General features: G+C 68.4%; 16 protein-coding genes. 5 read left to right on the forward strand and 11 right to left on the reverse strand.

All coding sequences use genetic code 11. The features are described from left to right. Positions 1-10: 10 nt before the first annotated feature. Together DIE03_RS04555 and DIE03_RS04560 are read right to left on the reverse strand one after the other, a co-directional pair. The gene (locus tag DIE03_RS04555; RefSeq protein ID WP_124447905.1) at positions 11-775 is read right to left on the reverse strand and encodes a fumarylacetoacetate hydrolase family protein; all 765 of its coding nucleotides are present in this window, start codon (positions 773-775) and stop codon (positions 11-13) included. Beyond that, a complete protein-coding gene (locus DIE03_RS04560; protein WP_124447907.1) occupies positions 772-1,461 on the reverse strand; it encodes a fumarylacetoacetate hydrolase family protein in 690 nt (229 codons plus the stop codon). Before DIE03_RS04560 ends, DIE03_RS04555 begins: the two co-directional genes overlap by 4 nt. 152 nt (positions 1,462-1,613) lie before the next feature. On the opposite strand from DIE03_RS04560, the gene hpaR reads away from it, so the two are divergent. After that, on the forward strand, positions 1,614-2,054 hold the full coding sequence (gene hpaR, locus DIE03_RS04565; protein ID WP_124447909.1) for a homoprotocatechuate degradation operon regulator HpaR: 441 nt from the start codon (positions 1,614-1,616) through the stop codon (positions 2,052-2,054). A 55-nt stretch (positions 2,055-2,109) separates the two neighbouring features. Here hpaR and DIE03_RS04570 read toward each other — a convergent pair whose 3' ends face one another. Continuing rightward, positions 2,110-3,321, reverse strand: coding sequence for an SDR family oxidoreductase (locus DIE03_RS04570; protein WP_124447911.1), 1,212 nt, complete (start codon positions 3,319-3,321; stop codon positions 2,110-2,112). Between the two features lie 650 nt (positions 3,322-3,971). Between DIE03_RS04570 and DIE03_RS04575 the strand changes: the two genes are divergently transcribed. Both DIE03_RS04575 and DIE03_RS04580 read left to right on the forward strand, forming a co-directional pair. Next, positions 3,972-4,316 (forward strand): DUF3564 family protein, encoded by a 345-nt coding sequence (locus DIE03_RS04575; protein WP_124447913.1) that lies wholly within the window; start codon positions 3,972-3,974, stop codon positions 4,314-4,316. Positions 4,317-4,696: 380 nt separating this feature from the next. Beyond that, positions 4,697-6,595: a penicillin-binding protein 2 gene (locus DIE03_RS04580; protein ID WP_124447915.1), complete on the forward strand. Its 1,899-nt coding sequence runs from the start codon at positions 4,697-4,699 to the stop codon at positions 6,593-6,595. Between the two features lie 138 nt (positions 6,596-6,733). Here the strand turns inward: DIE03_RS04580 and DIE03_RS04585 are convergent, their stop codons facing one another. The 4 genes from DIE03_RS04585 to DIE03_RS04600 form a co-directional block, all read right to left on the reverse strand. Next, positions 6,734-8,449, reverse strand: coding sequence for a cation:proton antiporter (locus DIE03_RS04585; protein ID WP_124447917.1), 1,716 nt, complete (start codon positions 8,447-8,449; stop codon positions 6,734-6,736). A 166-nt stretch (positions 8,450-8,615) separates the two neighbouring features. Beyond that, on the reverse strand, positions 8,616-10,028 hold the full coding sequence (locus tag DIE03_RS04590) for a cytochrome c (RefSeq protein ID WP_124447919.1): 1,413 nt from the start codon (positions 10,026-10,028) through the stop codon (positions 8,616-8,618). Further along, positions 10,025-11,803 (reverse strand): GMC family oxidoreductase, encoded by a 1,779-nt coding sequence (locus DIE03_RS04595; protein ID WP_124447921.1) that lies wholly within the window; start codon positions 11,801-11,803, stop codon positions 10,025-10,027. Before DIE03_RS04595 ends, DIE03_RS04590 begins: the two co-directional genes overlap by 4 nt. After that, on the reverse strand, positions 11,803-12,543 hold the full coding sequence (locus DIE03_RS04600) for a gluconate 2-dehydrogenase subunit 3 family protein (RefSeq protein ID WP_124447923.1): 741 nt from the start codon (positions 12,541-12,543) through the stop codon (positions 11,803-11,805). Before DIE03_RS04600 ends, DIE03_RS04595 begins: the two co-directional genes overlap by 1 nt. 402 nt (positions 12,544-12,945) lie before the next feature. Here DIE03_RS04600 and DIE03_RS38635 point away from each other — a divergent pair, with 402 nt between their 5' ends. Then, positions 12,946-13,389 carry a hypothetical protein gene (locus DIE03_RS38635; protein WP_260434794.1) on the forward strand — a complete coding sequence of 148 codons (444 nt, stop codon included), beginning with the start codon at positions 12,946-12,948 and terminating at the stop codon, positions 13,387-13,389. On the opposite strand, the gene DIE03_RS04615 is transcribed toward DIE03_RS38635, so the two are convergent. Next, positions 13,329-13,745, reverse strand: a complete 417-nt coding sequence (locus DIE03_RS04615) for a DUF3995 domain-containing protein (protein WP_124447925.1) — start codon at positions 13,743-13,745, stop codon at positions 13,329-13,331. The genes DIE03_RS38635 and DIE03_RS04615 overlap by 61 nt on opposite strands. Positions 13,746-14,015: 270 nt before the next feature. Here DIE03_RS04615 and ald point away from each other — a divergent pair, with 270 nt between their 5' ends. Next, positions 14,016-15,131, forward strand: a complete 1,116-nt coding sequence (ald, locus tag DIE03_RS04620) for an alanine dehydrogenase (protein WP_124447927.1) — start codon at positions 14,016-14,018, stop codon at positions 15,129-15,131. A 55-nt stretch (positions 15,132-15,186) separates the two neighbouring features. On the opposite strand, the gene polX is transcribed toward ald, so the two are convergent. The 3 genes from polX to DIE03_RS04635 form a co-directional block, all read right to left on the reverse strand. Further along, positions 15,187-16,953: a DNA polymerase/3'-5' exonuclease PolX gene (gene polX / locus DIE03_RS04625; RefSeq protein WP_124447929.1), complete on the reverse strand. Its 1,767-nt coding sequence runs from the start codon at positions 16,951-16,953 to the stop codon at positions 15,187-15,189. A gap of 157 nt (positions 16,954-17,110) precedes the next feature. Further along, positions 17,111-17,503 carry a TraR/DksA family transcriptional regulator gene (locus DIE03_RS04630; RefSeq protein WP_124447931.1) on the reverse strand — a complete coding sequence of 131 codons (393 nt, stop codon included), beginning with the start codon at positions 17,501-17,503 and terminating at the stop codon, positions 17,111-17,113. Positions 17,504-17,803: 300 nt separating this feature from the next. Further along, positions 17,804-18,892 carry a glycosyltransferase family 1 protein gene (locus DIE03_RS04635; protein ID WP_260434797.1) on the reverse strand — a complete coding sequence of 363 codons (1,089 nt, stop codon included), beginning with the start codon at positions 18,890-18,892 and terminating at the stop codon, positions 17,804-17,806. Between the last annotated feature and the right edge of the window lie 166 nt (positions 18,893-19,058).

Raw genomic sequence — 19,058 nt, forward strand, 5'->3', positions numbered from 1 at the left:
TGCGACGGGCTCAGCCGGCGCGATAGTAGTCTGCTTCGCCGACGATCGTGTTCACGAGCCGGCCGATCCCTTCGATCTCGGTCACGACCTCGTCGCCCGGCTTCGTGTCCGCCAGCCCCTCGGGCGTGCCGGTCAGGATCAGGTCGCCCGGCGAGAGCGTCATGAAGCCGCTGATGTGCTCGATCAACGCCGGCACGTCGAAAATCATGTCGCGCGTGCTGCCGCGCTGCGTCTCCCGGCCGCTCACGGTCGTGCGCAGCATCAAGTCGCCCGCGTCGCCGATCTCGTCGCGGCTGACGAACCACGGCCCGAGCGGCGTGCAGGTGTCGCGGTTCTTCACGCGCAGGTTCGGGCGGTAGTAGTTCTCGAGATAGTCGCGGATCGCGTAGTCGTTCGCGACCGTATAGCCGGCCACGTAGTCGATCGCCTGCGCGCGGCTGACGTTGCGCGCGGGCCGGCCGATCACGACGGCCAGCTCGCACTCGTAGTGCATGTGCGTCGCATCCGCCGGGCGCACGGTGCGCGACCGGTGGCCGATGAACGTGTTCGGCCCCTTCAGGAAGATCAGCGGCTCGCTCGGCGCCTTGAACGCGAGTTCCTTCGCGTGGTCGGCGTAGTTCAGGCCGAGCGCGAACGTCGTGCGCGGCGCGACGGGCGGCAGCCACGCCACCGCGTCCTCGGCGACCTCGCGCCCCGTATCGAGGCGGATCGTGCCGTCGCCGGCCGGTTCGGCCGCATGCAGTGCGCCGTTGTAGATCACGCGTGCCGTCTTCATCGAGCTTCCTCCGCAACCAGCGTATGCCGCAACGTGCCGATGCCGGCGGCCGCAATCTCGATCTTGCTGCCCGCACGGGCGCGCGGTGCGCCGCCCGCGACGCCGAGCAACAGCACGTCGCCCGCGTCGAACGACATGAACGCCGTCACGTCGGCGATCAGCTCGCGCACCGGGCGGATCAGCGCGGCGGTCGACGCGGACGCGGCCGCCTCGCCGTCGATCCGCACCGTCAGGCCGATCGCGTCGACGTCGCCCAGCGCGGCGGCCGGCACGATCGCCGGTCCCAGCGGGCAGAAGCCGTCGCGGCACTTGAAGCGCACGGCCGGACGGTAGAAATCGGGATGCGGCACCGACACGTCGCTCGCGAGCGTGAAGCCGTGCACGTAGTCGAGCGCCTGCGCGGCCGGCACGCGCGTCGCGCGCCGGGCGAACACGACGGCCACCGATGCGCCGATCTCCAGCGCGTCGACACCGGCCGGCACGACGACGGCCGCGCCGTCGGCCGCATGCGTGTTGGCGGGCTTGATGTACAGGATCGGTGCCTGCGGCGGACGGCCGTAAGGCGGTGCGTTCACGGCGTCGCCGAGCGCGTCGAGCGCCGCGCGCTCGTTGAGCAGCGCCCCGTAGACGGTACCGATGGCGACCGGCAACGGCGGCGCCGCGGCGGTCGTGCAAGACAGCTCCATGCGTCATTCCCCTGCCGCGCGTCGCGGCGCATCGTCAATAGTTAATATCTTAAGTAAACAATCGGGCGCTGGCAACCTCGATTACCCTGAGTTGCGAAATTCATCACCTTCGGCTGTTAAGATTGATGCGTCCCCGTCCTTTACCCACCCCGATGAACCGTACGCTCGACCATCGCAACCTGGCCATGCTGCTCCTCGAGGCCCGCGAAACGCTGATGGGTCTGTTTCGCCCCATTCTCAAGGAATTCGCGCTGACCGAACAGCAATGGCGGATCATCCGCGTGCTCGACGGCGAACCGGCGCACGCGCTCGAAGCGGGACAGATCGCCAAACGTTGCTGCATCCTGAGCCCGAGCCTCACGGGCGTGCTGGAACGGATGGAGCGCGACGGCCTGATCACGCGCACGCGCGCGCAGGAAGACCAGCGCCGGCTGCTGGTCAGCCTGACGCCGCAAAGCAGGAAACTGGTGACGGAAATCGGTCCGCGCATCGACGAGCAATACCGGCAGCTCGAATCGCGTTTCGGCCAGGACGGCCTCGAAGACATCTACCGCGCGCTCGACCGGCTCATCGAGCTCGGCGGCAACGCGTGACGACGGCGCCCGCGCCCGCCACGCGCGGGAACGGGCGCCGCGCCCGTGCGAACGGTCAGTGCAGTGCGCCGCGCATCAGCTCGGTCACGGCCACGCCGCGCGACGTGCGCATGCATTCCTCGACGTAATCGATGAACGGCAACGGCTCGAAATCGATTTCGTCGCGCACGCGGCGGTTGTCGAACACGCGGTCGACCGTCGCGAACTCCCCGCAGCGCTGCAACGCGCGGCCGATCACGCGCTCGAGTGCCGGATCGGGCCGCCCGAGCACGTCGCGCACCACCAGCGGCAATTCGGCCGGCGCGCACGCCGCGTAGCGCGGCGCACCCGTCATCCCGGCCGCCTCGTCCATCGCGCGCACGATCTGCGCCACCTGCGGCGCCTCGTCGCCGGCCGACACGTGATAGACGTTGTGCGCGAGTGTCGGCTTCACGGCCAGCAGCATCGTCGCGCGCGCCACGTCGTCCACCGACACGATGTCGATCCGCGTCATCGGCCGCGCGGTGAAGCGGCGCGCGGCATGCGCCAACCGGAACATCCAGAACGAATTCGGCGCGGGCCGCGTGCCGAGCACCGTATGACCGACCACGTGCGACGGCCGCACGACGACGAGCGGCAGTCCGAGCGCGCGCAGGCGCTGCTCGGTTTCGGCCTTCGCGTGCAGGTAGTCGGCCGCCAGCACCGCGCCCGGCAGGCCTTCGTCGTCGCGCGCCGCGTCGTCCGCCGCATCGCCCGCCCCCGCTTCCTGCACGATCCCGCCACGGCCCGCATGTGCATAGGCCGTGCCGACGTACACGAAGCGCTGCAGGCGCGGCGCGCGCGCGAAGCGTTCGGCGAAGTGCACGGCATCGGCGATGTCGGCCTGCAGGTGTGCGCCGTCGGCCGGCGATGCATGGCCCGCGCAGTGAATCACGTGTGTCGCGCCGGCGAGGCGAGGCGCGTCGGCGCCGTGCCATACGTCGCCGAGCGCGCCGACGATCACGTTCGCATCGGTCAGGCGCGACGCCCAGTAGGGCGCGAGCCCCGCGCGCAGCGCCGCTTCGCGCAGCCGCGCGACCGCGTGGCCGCGGTCCTGCGCACGCACGACGCACACGATGCGTTCGAGCAGCCCTGCGTTGACGAGCGCCGTCAGCACGGTACTGCCGATGAAGCCGGTCGCGCCGGTCAGCACCAGCCGTCCGACGTTCGCCGCCGCGACCGGTGCGCTGGCCGGCGACACGAGGCTCGTGCGCCAGTTGAGCGACAACGCGGTTTTCCAGATCAGCACGATAGTCTCCTTCGAAGAATCGGCCGGGCGGCGCGGCGCCCGCGGTTGCAGGCTGCGCACGGCTCACCGGCCGGGCCGGGGCTGACGCGCGCCCCGGCAGTCCCGATCGGGCATGCGGCCCGCGATCGCGTCGATCGCGTCTCTGGCACGAGGCGGCGGCAGCCGCCGCGGACGGGCGTCCGCGGCACGGGATCGGGATGTTCCCAGTGTGGGGCCCGACCGAATGCAAGTCTGTCCCGAAAGTTTCGTGAAAGTGTGCCGATTTGTACGCGATTGTCTGAGTGTGTCGTTCCGGGCCCGTCGTCAACGCGCCGAAACATCCGGCCGCGCAACGGCCGGACTGCGTCATGTCGCATCCGGCGACGTCGTTTCCCGCCGCCGGCCGCGCGCGACAGATCGACGCGCCCGGCGGCCATGTCATCCCATGTCTCGCGCGTCGGAATGCGCGCACCGGCGCGGCAACCGCCCGTGACGCCCGCTAGTGCGCGGGCCTCCGGAATGACCACGAATCGTCAGACGTCGTTTCATCTGAATCCGCAATAGACTCAATATGGATTTATTGCGGATTAACACTTGCGTTTCACACCAGTCTATCTAGACTGGTCAAGTCAAAACGGTCGAATGCGTCATTTTTTTAGGAGACGATCACAATGCGCCTCACCATTCGGATTAATGGCAGCGATTCCGCAACCCGGCATGCCTTCGCGGTACTGTGGGTCGATACCGACGAAGGGCTGTGGTCGCGCGAGGCACATCAGGGCATCGATCTTCCGACCTGGGGCAAGGTCCGCGACGTCGAGGGCGCGATGGCCCTCTGCGCGGCCGACAGCGGCAACGCCGTCTGCCAGTTGAAGGGGCTGTCGTTCGGTGCGATGCAGCGCGAACAGGGCCCCGCCGTACTCGCCGGCGATCACGCCGGTGCATGGCGGCTGCAGGAAGTCGATCGCTGCACGACCCAGCCGGAATACCGGGAATTCATTTCCGTCGCCCGCTAGCATTCATTGACGTAAATCGTCTGCGGTCTTCGGGTTTATTCCGGCATCAGTGATATTCATTGCGATATTCATTATTAACGGCGCCCCTTTTCGGGGCGTTTTTTATTTTCGGGCATAAAGAAATAATCAGGAGCCGGGCAATTGATCGCACTGCATCGACGGCCGCGATCGACCTGCGCCGGAATCCGCAGCCCCGGATCGACGCGCAGCCGAGGTTCCGCCCGCGTCGCCTGCCGTGACGTTTCCGCGCGAGCCGAATCCAGGTCAACGTTTTTTCACGGGGCCGGAACACACTTTCCCCACACGGTGTTTACTCATTTATTACAATCGCATTATCCAGACTGATTTGCCGCCGTCGGGCGGCCCGAACCGGCCATTGCATGAGCGTGAAAAAGAAGACCCACCCCGCCGATCCGTACGCGGCCGCGACCAAGAATCCGATGCTCGCGTCGCGCCTGCCGATGTGGCGCTCGAGGTTCATCGTGATCATCGTGTTCCTCGCGTTCGCCGCACTGATCGCGCGGGCCTTCTGGGTGCAGGTCGCGAACCAGGATTTCTATGTCGGCCAGGGCCAGAAGCGCTACCAGCGCACGATCGAGCTCGACGCGATGCGCGGGCGCATCGTCGACCGCAACGGCGCGATGCTCGCGGTCAGCCTGTCGACCTATGAAATCTGGGCGAACCCGAAACAGGTAGCCGATACCGACTACCCGCAGATCGCGAAGGTGCTGGACATGCCGCTCGTCGAGGTGAAGCGGCGTCTCGGCAACGAGAAGACCTTCGTTCTGCTCAAGCGGCAGGTCGACGCCGATACCGCGGGCCGCCTCGACAAGCTCGCGATCGACGGCATCACGCAGATCGCCGATTCGAAGCGCTTCTACCCCGAAGGCGAGTCGGCCGCGCACGTGGTCGGCTTCACGAACGTCGAGGACAAGGGCCAGGAAGGCGTCGAGCTTGCGGCGAATGCACGCCTGCAGGGCACGTCCGGGCAGCGCGAGGTGATCCGCGACCGGCTCGGGCGCATCGTGTCGGACACGCGCCCGCTCGTGCCCGCGCAGCACGGCGCGACGATCGAGCTGACGATCGACCGCCGGATCCAGCAGCTCGCGTACAGCCAGCTCAAGGCGGCCGTGATCGAGAACAACGCGGAGGCCGGCAGCGTCGTCGTGCTCGACGCGCAGAACGGCGAGATCCTTGCGCTCGCGAACTACCCGACCTTCGACCCGAACGACCGCGCCCGCCTCACCGGCCAGCAACTGCGCAACCGCGCGGTGATCGACACGTTCGAGCCGGGCTCGACGATCAAGCCGCTCGTCGTCGCGCTGTCGATCGACGAACGCAAGGTCACGCCGAACACGATCATCAACACGTCGCCGGGCACCTACAAGATCGGCCCGGCCGTGATTCACGACACGTCGAACCACGGGTCGCTGACCGTCGCGCAGGCGCTGCAGAAGTCGAGCAACGTCGCGCTCGCGAAGCTCGCGCTGAACCTGCCCGCCGAAACGATCTGGAACAAGTACCAGGAGTACGGGATCGGCCGCGCACCGGAACTGACGTTCCCGGGCGTCGCGTCGGGCCGGCTGCGCGGCTACAAGCGCTGGCGTCCGATCGAACAGGCGACGATGGCCTACGGCTACGGCCTGTCGATGTCGCTGCTGCAGATCGCGCAGACCTACACGGCCTACGCGGGCGACGGCACGCTGCACCCGGTGTCGCTGCTGAAGAACGGCACCGACCAGCAGACGATCGACGCGCATCGCGGCCACCGCGTGACGTCGCCGCAAACGGCCGCGTCGATCCGCTCGATGCTCGAGATGGCGGTCGGCGAAGGCGGCACGGGGCGCCGCGCGCGCGTCGACGGCTACCGGATCGGCGGCAAGACCGGTACCGCCCGCAAGCAGGTCGGCGCGACCTACGCGAAGGGCAAGTACCGCGCGCTGTTCGCGGGGATGGCACCGATGAGCAACCCGCGCCTGATCGTCGCGGTGATGATCGACGAGCCGCGCGGCAAGGGTTATTACGGCGGCACGGTGGCCGGCCCGGTGTTCGCGTCGGTCACGAGCGGCTCGCTGCAGTTGCTCGGCGTGCCGCCCGATGCACCGGTCGAGCCCGAGAATGCGCCGGCGAAGGCCGCTGCGCCGCAGAAGACGGTCGCAACGCCGAAGGCGGCGGCGGCCGCCGCCACGGCCGCTGCGGCGCAGAAACCGTCGGCACCGCTCAAGACGGCCGCGCAGGCCGGCACGGTCGCGCCGACGAAGGCTGCAGCCGCAAGCTGACGAAGCCTCACGGGCGACGCCGCATGCGCGTCGCCCTTCCGTTGCTTTCGTCCCACCTTCCAGGAACGCCCCGCACTATTCGAGCGTTTCCACCGCGTCCCGTCCGATGCGCGGCGCGCAGCGCGATGCCGCGCGCCGTCAGTGCGCAGCCGCGACCGGCTTCGCCATCCTGCCGAGCACGTGCTCGGTCATCCCGCGCGCGAGTTCGGTCTCGCCCATGAACACGGTGCCGATTCCTTCGTGAGACAGCAGCGCGGCCTCGTCGCCGCTGTTTGTGCACAGCACGACCTCGAGCGTCGGGTTGAGCGTGCGCGAGATCTCGACGATCTGCCGCACGTCGAACACGTCCGGCAGCGTGACGACCAGCATCCCGGCGCGCGCGATGTGGGCCTGCACGAGCACGATCGGCTCGATCGCGTCGCCCGACACGGCCGCGACGCCGTCGGCACGCAGTTTCTCGACGAGTTCGCGGTTCTGCTCGACGACGACGTACGCAATGCCGCGCTCGTCCAGCGCATGCGCGATCCGCGTGCCGACCTTGCCGTAGCCGACGATCACGACCTGCCCGGTCAGGTGAGTCTGCGGCGTCGACATCGGCAGCGCGGCGAGCGGGTCGTCGCGCGCCTCGAGCCTGCGCGCGAAGGCAGAATGCTTGCGGATCCATGCGAGCGCCGGGTCGATCATCGCGAACAGCAACGTATTCATCGCGATCGAGATCAGCGCGACCGCCAGAATCAGGCTCTGCCCCTCGGCCGACAGCAGCCCGAGTGCCCGGCCGAGCCCCGCGAGGATGAACGAGAATTCGCCGATCTGCGCGAGGCCCGCGCCGACCGTCAGCGCGGTGTTCAGCGGATAGCGGAACGCGATCACGAGCGCGACGGCCGCGAGCGTCTTGCCGACCAGCACGATCGCCGCGACCTCGATCACGTGCAGCGGCTCCTCGATCAGCACCTTCGGGTCGAACAGCATGCCGACCGAGATGAAGAACAGCACCGAGAACGCGTCGCGCAGCGGCAGCGTCTCGTCGGCCGCGCGCCGGCTGAATTCCGACTCGCGCATCATCATCCCGGCGAAGAACGCGCCGAGCGCGAACGACACGTCGAACAGCTTCGCCGCGCCGAACGCGATGCCGACCGCGGCCGCGATCATGCACAGCGTGAACAGCTCGCGCGAACCGGTGCGCGCGACGAGCCACAGAATGCGCGGGAATACGCGCTTGCCGACCACCAGCATCAGCGCGATGAACGCCGCGACCTTCAGCAACGTGACGCCGAGCGTGCCCCATACGCTGCCGCCGGCCGCATGGGTATCGCCGGGCGGCGTGCCGCCGAGCAGCCCCGCCACCGGCGGCAGCAGCACCAGCACGAGCACCATCACGAGATCCTCGACGACCAGCCAGCCGACCGCGATGCGCCCGTTGACCGTCTCGACCAGCCCGCGCCCTTCGAGTGCGCGCAGCAGCACGACGGTACTCGCGACCGACAGCGCGAGCCCGAACACGAGCGCCGCGCCGAGGCTCCAGCCCCACGTGAGCGCGAGCCCGCCGCCCAGCAGCGTCGCGACGGTGATCTGGACGACGGCGCCCGGCAGCGCGATCTTGCGCACCGCGAGCAGATCGCCGAGCGAAAAATGCAGGCCGACGCCGAACATCAGCAGCATCACGCCCACTTCGGCGAGCTGCTGGGCGAGCGACAGGTCGCCGACGAAACCGGGCGTGCCGGGGCCGATCACGATCCCGGCGAGCAGATAGCCGACGAGCGGCGGCATTTTCAGCAGCGACGCGAGGTAACCGAAGATCATCGCGAGACCGAAACCGGCCGCGAGCAACGCAATCAGGCTGACATCATGAGGCATCCCCCCTCCCAAGCTCTTGTAACTATTTAGTAAGGTTCAAGAGTGAAAGGATAAGGGATGAGGCGGAAGAATGGCGCGCGGCCGCGAAAAATTCACGCGGCCGCGCGCCTTTGCGGGGTGCAACCCCGACGAAACGACAGGCGGAGCCGGCGCCCCGCCGCCCGCGTCAGCGCGACGCTTGCGGGAACCGCGCGCCCGGCGGCGGTTCGGGCCGTGTCGACGGCACGCTCTTGCGCACCTTCGCGACCTGCGCGGCCGTCACCGGCGCGCCCGTGTTGCCCCAGCTCGTGCGCACGAAGTTCGACACGTCCGCGACTTCCTGGTCCGACAGGCGCCAGCCGAACGGCGGCATCGTGAAGGTCGACGGCGCGCTGTGCGTTCCCTGCAGCGCACTGCCTTCCAGCACGACGTGGATCAGCGAGGTCGGATCGTCGCCCTGCACGACCGGGTTGCCGGCGAGCGCCGGGAACACGCGCGTGTAGCCGTGGCCGTCGCTGCGGTGGCAGGCCATGCAGTTGTCGCGATAGACGGCCGCACCCGGCTTGCTTGCGTCGCCCGTCTGCAGCGCCTTCGCGGCAGCCGCGTCGTACACGTGCGGCTGCTCGCCCTGCACGCGCGGCGGCAGCGTCTTCAGGTAGCGCGCGATCGCGTTCAGGTCGTCGTCGGTCATGTGCTGCATGCTGTGGCCGACCACGTCCGTCATCCCGCCGAATGCGGCCGTGCGCAGCGTGCGGCCCGTCTTCAGGAACTGCACGATCTCGGCGTCGTTCCACGTGCCGAGGCCCGTGCGCGGCTCGCCGCGCAGGCTCGTCGGCACCCAGCCGTCGATCGCCGCGCCGCCGGCCAGGAAGTCCGGGCCGTCCGCGTCGGTCAGGCCGCGCTCCTGCATCGTCGGCGCGCGCGGCGTGTGGCACGCGCCGCAGTGGCCGAGACCCTGCACGAGATACGCGCCGCGCGCGACCACCGGATCGGTGTACGGCGCCGCATCAAACGGCTTCGGCGTCGGCGCGAACATCTTGCGCCAGATACCGAGCGGCCAGCGCATCGACAGCGGCCACACGATGTCGACCGCGCGGTTCTGGTGCTCGACGGGCGCGACGCCGTGCATGAAGTACGCGTACAGCGCCTTCATGTCGTCGTCGGTCAGGCGCGCATACGACGGGAACGGCATCGCCGGATACATCGTGTCGCCGTTCTTGCGCACGCCTTCGCGCACCGCGCGCGTGAAGTCCTCGTAAGTCCAGCCGCCGAGGCCCGTCTTCGGGTCCGGCGTGATGTTGGTCGAATAGATGCCGCCGATCGGCGTGTCGAACTTCAGCCCGCCCGCGAACGGCTTGCCGCCGTTCGCGGTGTGGCACGCGATGCAGTCGCCGGCACGCGCGAGATATTCGCCGCGCTTGATCAGGTTCGCGTCGGCGGATTGACGCGCGGGTGCGGCGGCCGCAGCGGAAGCCGCCGCAGGCGCTGCCGGCTGCGCAAATGCCGTCGTGCCCGCGAAGCCGAACGCGGCCCAGATGGCGCCGGCCGCCAGCGCGCGCGACACCCGGCGCGCGACGTCGTGGTTCATCGTCCTCTTCATACGGTCACCAGCGGGGCAGGATTTTTCAGGTATTGCTCGCGGATCGCGCGTGCCGACCAGTAGGCCAGCGCCGCGATGATCCCGGTCGGGTTGTAGCCGATGCCCTGCGGCAGCGCCGATGCGCCCATCACGAACACGTTGTGCACGTCCCAGCACTGCAGGTAGCGGTTCAGCACGCTCGTCTTCGGGTCGGTGCCCATGATCGCGCCGCCGACGAGGTGGGTCGTCTGGTAGGCGCGCGAATCGAAGTGCTTGCCGAACTCGCGCGTCGACACGCCGATCGCCTTCGGCCCCATCGCTTCCGCGATCTTCTTCATCTGCCCGGTCACGTACTGCGCCATCTTGATGTCGTTGTCCTTCCAGTCGAACGTCATCCGCAACAGCGGCTGGCCGTATGAATCGCGATAGGTCGGATCGAGGTCGAGATAGACGTCGCGGTACGACATGTTGGTGCCGTGCGCGTCCATCGAGATCGTGTGCGCGTAGTTGTCCTTGACGGCCTTCTTCCACGCGGAGCCCCACTGTGGCGTACCGGGCGGCGTCGCGATGCCGCTGATCGGCTTCACGCCGGCCTGGTTCACCCACAGCGGCGAGCCGCCGACGAAGCCGAGCGGGCCGTGGTCGAAGTTGTCCGCGTTGAAGTCGTCCACCGCGACACCGTTGCCGCCCGCGCCGATGAACGGGTTCGTGTAGGTGTCCTTGTCGAAGAACGCCTTGATCGTCGACAGGTTCTGGTACGCGAAGTTGCGGCCCACGACGCCCTCGCCCGAGATCGGGTCGTACGGCTTGCCGATGCCCGACAGCAGCAGCAGGTGCACGTTGTGGTACTGGAACGCGGCCACGATCACGAGATCGGCCGGCTGGTGCACTTCGCGCCCGGCCGGATCGACGTAGGTCACGCCCGTCGCGCGCTTCTTCGTGTCGTCGAGATCGACGCGCAGCACGTGGCACTTCGAGCGCAGCTCGAAGTTCGGCGCCTGCTTCAGCGCGGGCAGGATGTTCAGGTTCGGCGACGCCTTCGAGTACATGTAGCACGCGTAGCCGCTGCAGTAGCCGCAGAAGTTGCACGGCCCCATCTGCACGCCGTACGGGTTCGTGTACGGGCCCGACGTGTTCGCCGACGGCAGCCGGTACGGATGCAGGCCGAGCGACTTGGCCGCGTCGGAGAAGCGCTGTGCCGAATACGTGTTGAGCTGCGCAGGCAGCGGGAAGTTGTCGCTGCGGTTCGCCTCGAACACGTTGCCGTCGCCGACCACCTTGCCGCCGACCTTGTACGCCTGGCCCGACGTGCCGAACACCTTCTCGGCGAAGTCGAAGTGCGGCTCGAGCTCCTCGTAGGTCACGCCCGTATCCTGGATCGTCATCCCTTCGGGGATGAACTTCCTGCCGTAGCGCTCTTCATAGTGGCTGCGCAGGCGCAGCTCTTCCGGCGTGATCCGGAAATGCACGCCCGACCAGTGCAGCCCCGCGCCGCCGACGCCTTCGCCCGGCAGGAACGCGGCGAGCTGCCGGTACGGCAGCGCGGTGTCCTGCAGGCCGTGGCGGATCGACACGGTCGTCTTCGACAGGTCCAGGAACAGCTTCTTGCGGATGTTGTAGGTCAGCTCGTCGATCGTGTTCGGATACGCGCCGTCCGGATAGGTGTCGCGATATTCGCCGCGCTCGAGCGCGACGACCTTCAGGCCTGCTTCGGTCAACTCCTTCGCGAGGATCGCGCCGGTCCAGCCGAAGCCGACGATCACCGCATCGACGTGCGGCTTTTTCTCTGCGACCATCAGCTGCGCTCCCCGTTGATCGAGACGGGCCCGTACGGATAGGGTTTGCCGCTCTGGTTGACGAAATCCATGAAGTCCGCGCGCGCGCCCGGAAAGCCGATCATCTTCCACGCGGCCATGTCGTGATTGCCGCCGTGCACCGGATCGCAGAAATAGCCTTCGCGCGTGTTCTGCAGCAACTGGCCGAAGAACACGCCGGGCGGCACGTCGTCGATCTGCGCGCCGCCCTTCTCCAGCGCGCCGAGCACGGTGTCGCGCGTCGGTGCATCGAGATCCGCGAACGCCTTGCCGTGCGCCTTTTCGCAATAGCGGTTGACGGCCGCGATGCCGAGCCGGTAGATGTCGCGCGGCACCAGCTTCAACTGGTAGCCGAGCTCGGGCACGCCTTGCTGGAACGGCCCCTGCATGTACCACGTCGCGCCGTGCGCATACGGCGTCTCCATCTGGCGGTCGATGAATTCGGGCACGCCGGATTCGAGCGCGCCGGGGCCCTCGGCGTCGGCCGGGATCAGCCGGTCGACCGCGGCCTGGACGAACGCCCACTCCTTCGCATCGAAGAAGGTCGGCTTGTACGGGGCGCGTTCGGCGCCGGACGATGCGGCGGGCGCGTTGCCGGCTGTCGTCGCGGACGGCGACGACGAACGCAGGTCGCAGCCGGCGACCGACGCGATCGGCACGAGCGCGACCGACGTGCGCAGGAAACGGCGGCGCGAGTTGGGTTTGTCAGGTGGCGTGGACATGGTCGGATGTTGATCGTTGGGGATCGGGATCCGGACGCGCGCACTCCGCATGCGTCGTATCCGGTATGGCAGCCATGCCGCACGCGGCCAGCCGTCCTGTTCTTTCGTGTGCTGCGAACAACCTCGATGCGGGTGCCGGCCGCGCGATGCGCAGCGGCGACTTCATGCAGCCGCGCGGCGCACCGGCTTCGGCAGCGCCGCACGGATCGACCTCTTATCGGGCTCTATCATCAGACAAATACCATCTTTCTTCCGGCATTTGCCCCTCATCGCCATGACCCTGTTTCAACTTAGACGCCGCGTTTGCCGACGGCAAGCGAGACGTGCACGACCCTCTTTCGAGCACTGGGCGACGAGTGCCGCGAATTATATATGGAACCGGTTCCATTACGAGGGGGTTCGATGCAATTCAATGCATCGAAAATCGCAACAATCAAAAAAACAGGAAGCCGGAATGCGCAAGGATGGCGCAATGGCCGATGGATTAAGGCAGCAGGCAGGCGTTTGTTCCGCGCTGGAGATGTCGGATGGCTGTCTCTCTCCAGCGACGCGGCACCGCGTGATGGCGTCGGCGTGCGTCCGTATCATCCGTCGGTCGACATCCCGACTGCGCCGGCTGTCGGCGCGCGCGACGGCGTGCCGGTGATGCTCGATGTCGATGCGCAGCGCACGCACCTGCAAGACCACACGTTCTTCGTCGCCGAAAACGGCGCATGGCTGACCGATGCCGTGCCGGCCGATGCCTCACGCCGATCGACATGCGGGCGGGCCGAACCGCCCGCCCGTCACCACGGCCAGAACATCGACGCGATCGAGAGCGCCAGTGCCGCACACAGCGGCGAGTAACACAGCGAATCCATCCGCGCGAAACGCGACCCGCGAATCCGCTTGAAGAAGCCGACGTAACGGAAATCGCCGACGGCGCGCACCGCGAAGATCAGTGCGAACGCAACGACCGCGAACGCGATCGCATTGGGATACGCGTTGCGCCCCAGCCAGCCGGCACGCGCGGCCACCACCCACGCGCCGCCCAGCAGCGCCGCCGCGACGACAAGCGTGCCGATGGCGGTCGGCCGCAGCAGCGGCACGCCATCCTGTTCCGGAATCGCCGCACGCTTGCCGCGCCGCCCGCCCAACGCCCAGTAGGCGTGTACGAGCGCGATCGCACAAAGCGTCGGCACGCTGAAATACGCACCGGTCATGTCGGTAGTGTCCTTGTCTCGTTGTTCTGCCGGAAGGATCCGGCACGCGGCCCCGGCCCGCGCCACGCATGACGATACCGAAACCCGGTATCGCGTGCATTGCGACGTCCGGTCGCAACCCGTCGCAGCGCATGGTGCGATGCAGTGCGCGCGACTACCGCACGGGCCGGCCGCTTGACTTCCCTTGGCGCGCTACTACCCTGTTATTCCAGTACTGCGGTCGGCATGCCGCTCGCACGACGACGATAACGAAGGCCATGGAGGCGACTCATGCTGATCGGTGTGCCGAAGGAGATCAAGAACCACGAATATCGCGTCGGCCTCACGCCGGCCAGCGCGCACGAACTCGTGCGGCACGGCCATCGCGTGCTTGTGCAGCGCGGCGCGGGCACCGCGATCGGCCTGCTCGACGACGACTACACCGCCGCCGGCGCATCGCTTGGCGACGACGCCGACGAAGTCTTCGCGCGCGCCGACATGATCGTCAAGGTCAAGGAGCCGCAGCCGGCCGAATGCGCGATGCTGCGGCGCGGCCAGATCCTCTATACGTATCTGCATCTCGCGCCCGATCCCGGCCAGGCCGCCGCGCTCGTGAAATCCGGCGCGGTCTGCATCGCGTACGAAACCGTGACGGGTCCCGGCGGCGGCTTGCCGCTGCTCGCGCCGATGAGCGAAGTGGCCGGACGCATGTCGATCCAGGTCGCGGCAACCCACCTCGAAAGCCCGCGCGGCGGCCGCGGCCTGCTGATGGCCGGCGTACCCGGCGTGCCGGCCGCGCACGTCGTCGTGCTCGGCGCGGGTGTGGTGGGCACCGGTGCGCTGCAGATGGCGGTCGGCCTCGGCGCGCGCGTCACCGTGCTCGACAACAACGTGAACCGGTTGCGCCAGCTCGACCTCGTGTTCGCCAACCGGATCGCGACCGTCTGTTCGAATGCGCATACGGTCGACGAAGCCGTGCGCGATGCCGACGTCGTGATCGGTGCGGTGCTCGTGCCGGGCGCTTCGGCGCCGCGGCTCGTCACGCGCGACATGATCGCGACGATGCGCACGGGCGCGGTCGTCGTCGACGTCGCGATCGACCAGGGCGGCTGCTTCGAGACCTCGCATGCGACGACGCATGCGGACCCGACCTTCGTCGTCGACGGCGTCGTGCACTACTGCGTCGCGAACATGCCCGGCGCGGTCGCGCGCACGTCGACCTTCGCGCTGAACAACGCGACGCTCGGGCATGCGCTCGCGCTTGCCGACAAGGGCTGGAAGCAGGCCATGACCGACGATCCGCACCTGCGCGCGGGCCTCAACGTCTGCGACGGGCACATCACGTACGAAGCGGTCGCGCAGGCGCTCGGCCTGCCTTATGTGCCGGCCGCCGGCGTGCTCGCATGACGGTGCCGGCATGACGTGAACGCATGGCGGGCGGCATGCGCCGCCGGCCATGCGTTCACGTGCCCTTCGACCGGCTCCGCTTCGTCCCGCTGCCCTTGCCCATCGTCCGTGCCAGCAACGGCCGCAGTTGCGCGAGCGTACGCGTGTTCAGCACGTCGGGCCGCGTCAGCCAGCCGCGCCGTGCCTGATCGACGCCGTACGCGAGGTTGTCGAGTTCGCCGGCGCTGCATGCATCCGAGCCGATCGCGACCGGCACGCCGGCCTTCGCGGCCTCCCGGCACCAGGTGTCGGGCAGATCGAGCCGCCGCGGCTGTGCATCGAGCTCGACGAAGCAGCCGCGCGCCGCGGCCTGCGCGATCACGCGCGGCACGTCGAGTTCGCATGCATCGCGCTCGCCGAGCACACGGCCGGTCGGGTGCGCGAGAATCGTGAAATGCGGATGGTCCATCGCGCGCAGCATGCGATCGGTCTGCGCGTCGCGCGACAGGTCGAAGCCGTCGCGTACCGCGCCGACCACGAGATCGAGCCGGCCGAGCATCGCATCGGGCACGTCGAGGCTGCCGTCCTCGTGAATGCCGGCTTCCACGCCCTTGAGCAGCACGAAATCGTCGAAAGACGCATTGACACGATCGATCTCGTCGAGCTGCCGCGCGAGCCAGTCGAAATCGCCGCGACCGCGGCCGGCGTGCGGCGCGCGGTCGGTCACGGCCAGGTACGCGAGCCCGCGCGCACGGGCTGCCTCCGCCATCGCGCGCAGGCTGTCGCGGCCGGCCGACGCGTCGGTATGCGCATGCAGGTCGCCGTGGAGATGCTTGCGCTCGACCAGCGCCGGCAGCGCGCCGGCGCGCGACGCGTCGATCTCGCCGCGATTCTCGCGCAGTTCGGGCGGCACCTCGTGCAGCCCGATGGCGGCGTAGACCGACGCCTCGGTGTCGCCGGCGATCCGCTCGTCCCCGCGAAACACGCCGTATTCGTTGATCTTCAGCCCGCCGGCCTGGGCGATCCTGCGCAGCGCGATGTTGTGCGCCTTCGATCCCGTGAAATAGACGAGTGCCGCGCCGAACGCATCGGCATCGACGACGCGCAGGTCGACCTGCAACCCGCTCGCGAGCACGACGCTCGACTTCGTCTTGCCGTGCGCGAGCACGCGCGCCACGTCGCCGCAGCCGACGAACGCAGCGGCGACGGCGGCCGGGTCGCGTGCGGTGACGAGGATATCGAGATCGCCGACGGTTTCGCGGCGCCGGCGGAAACTGCCGGCCGGCACGGCCTGGCCGACGCCCGCGACCGCGCGCAGGCGGTCGAGCAACGGCATCAGCGATTGCGTGGCATCGGGCAGCAGGAAGCGTTGCGGTTCGCGGTGCAGGCGATCGTCGATTGCGTCGAGCAGATGGGCTTCGGTTTTCGCGCCGAAGCCCGGCAGTTCGCGTACGTGCCCGTTCTTCGCTTCGGCCCGCAGCTGTTCGAGCGAATCGACGTGCAGCGCGTCATGCAGCGCCTTCACGCGTTTCGCGCCCAGCCCCGGCACGTCGAGCAACTCGACGATCGCGCCCGGCAACGCATGGCGCAGCGTTTGCTGCAGCTCGCAGGTGCCGGTCGCGGCGATCTCGCGCAGCTTCGACGCGAGATCGGACCCGATCGACGGAATCCTGCCGAGATCGTCGCCGTGCGCGATCATCGTCGGAATATCGCGGCCGTAGTCGGCAATCGTCCGTGCGGCGTTGCGGTAGGCCCGCACGCGGAACGGATTGGCGCCCTGGATCTCGAGCATGTCGGCGATCTCGGCGAACACGGCCGCGCACTCGGCATTGTGGATCGGCATGGTCGGCGTGGCTCCCTTCCACGTGGATGGCGCCGTGCGCCGGCGCGGCGGCGTATGCGCGCCCGGCACCGCATGTCGGGATGTCGACGCTGCCGGGCGCACGACCTTCATCGTACGCCCGCTGCGCAGCGCGCGCAGCGCCGTTGCGGCGGCGACGTCAGAGGGAGGCGCGCGGTGTCGTGGCGTATTGCCGCTCGTAGATCGACTGGCAATGCGTGCAGCGTTCGGCGCTCGGGCGCGCCAGCAGGCGCTCGTAGCCCACCGAGCCGTCGCAATCGATGCATTCGCCGTAGCTGCCGTCGCGCATCCGCTGCTGGGCACGGCCGATTGCACGCAGTTCGGTCAGCTTCATGCCGATCAGCGCATGATCGACGTCGACGAACAGATCCGCGTTCGCCTCGTCGCCCTCGTCGGGCGCCGCGCCGGCAAGGTCCGCATAGGATTCCGACGCGCGATGGTCCTCGCTCGTGCGGATCTCCGCACGCAGCGCCTGCTCGCTCTCGTTCAGCCGCTGTTTCAGCGTCTGCCATTGTTGTTGGTCGAGCGCCATGGCCGTGTCTCCTGTTCCGGGTTCCGCGCGAAAAAGTGCGGCGCGCGGTGTCGCGCCGGTGCGCGGCGCGGAGGCGTCACCGCCTGCGCCGCACGTCCGGGGTGCGCCCGGCAGCACGAAGCGCAGGACGCATTCGACGCAGGATAAACCCATTGAACACGCGTGTGTTGACCCGAATCAGCTTGCCTGCCGTGCGCCCGAAAATCGGGGACGGACGCGAAAACGCGACCACGCCGGATTCGTCCGACGCAGACGCGACCGTATCGATCGAGCCGTCGGGCCGGACGGCGTCACCGCCCGTCAGGCATCGGCACGGACGATGTCGAGCAACGCGCGCGCCGAACGCTGCCAGCTGTACTGCTGCGCACGCTCGCGGCCCATCGTGCGCAGCCGCGCACGCAGTTCGGGATCGTCCATCACGCGAGCGATCGACGCAGCGATATCCGGTGGCGAATAGGCATCGCAGAACAGCGCCGCCCCGCTGCAGACTTCCGGCAGCGAACCCTCGTGCGACACGATGACGGGGCAACCGCACCGCATCGCCTCGAGCGGCGGCAGGCCAAATCCTTCGTACAACGATGGAAAAACGAAGCATCCCGCGTGCTCGTACAGCGCCTTCAGCTCGCCGTCGCTCACATAACCGGCCCACGTGACGTACGGATCGTCCTCGCGCAGGCCGGCCTCACGCACACCGAAGATCTTCGCATTGGCGCCGCCCGCGATCACGAAGCGCAACGTCGGGTGCGATGCCCGCATCAACGCGATCGCGGCCAGCGCGCGCACGAGATTCTTGCCGGGCGCGAGCGACCCGACGAACAGCACATAGCCGTCCGTCTCGAGATTCAGGCGCGACAGCACACCGTGATCGGCATCGATCCGGTCGATATGATCAACGGCACCCGGCACGACGGACAGGCGTGCCGGCGGCACGCCGAGGCGCGCGGCGAGCCGCGCCCGCGAAAAATGCGACACCGTCACGATATGGCGGGCGCGCCGCTTCAGGATCGAGAACGCGAAGCGGTACCACAGACGGAACGCGAGCGAATAGCCGGCCGGCAGATCGAAGATCGCCGCATCGTGGATCATCAGCAGCTGATCGCGCTTCGCCAGCGGGCCGATGTTGCACAGGCTCAGCAGGGTCCGGCCGCGTGTCGTGCGCGGCAGCGTCCATTGTTCCCACAGCGTGCCGCGCCGGCGCCCGGTGGTCTGCGACCGCACGCCGGCCGGCATCGCCGCCGGATCGTGATCGGACGGCACGACGAGCGACGGTTCGTCGCCGGTGTTCGCGATGCGCGCGAGTTCGGCCGTCAGTTCGTATGCCGCGCGCTGGACGCCCGTCATGCGCTGCGCGGTGAATTTCCCGTTGATTGCGAGGCGGCGCAGCCGCATGGTGTGCGCGGCTGTGCCGACGCCCCGTTCCGCGCGCGCTTCCTGAAGTACCGGTGCGCTTCGCTCCCGAATCGACGTTGACATGATCGTGACTGTTCCGATGGCTGCGACGCGACGAAGCGCCGCCGGACACTCCGCGGCGCGGAATGCTGATGTGCCGTCAGTG

Origin of the sequence: Burkholderia sp. Bp8992 (assembly GCF_003853705.1) — a bacterium.
In the GTDB taxonomy this organism is placed as follows: Bacteria; Pseudomonadota; Gammaproteobacteria; order Burkholderiales; family Burkholderiaceae; genus Burkholderia.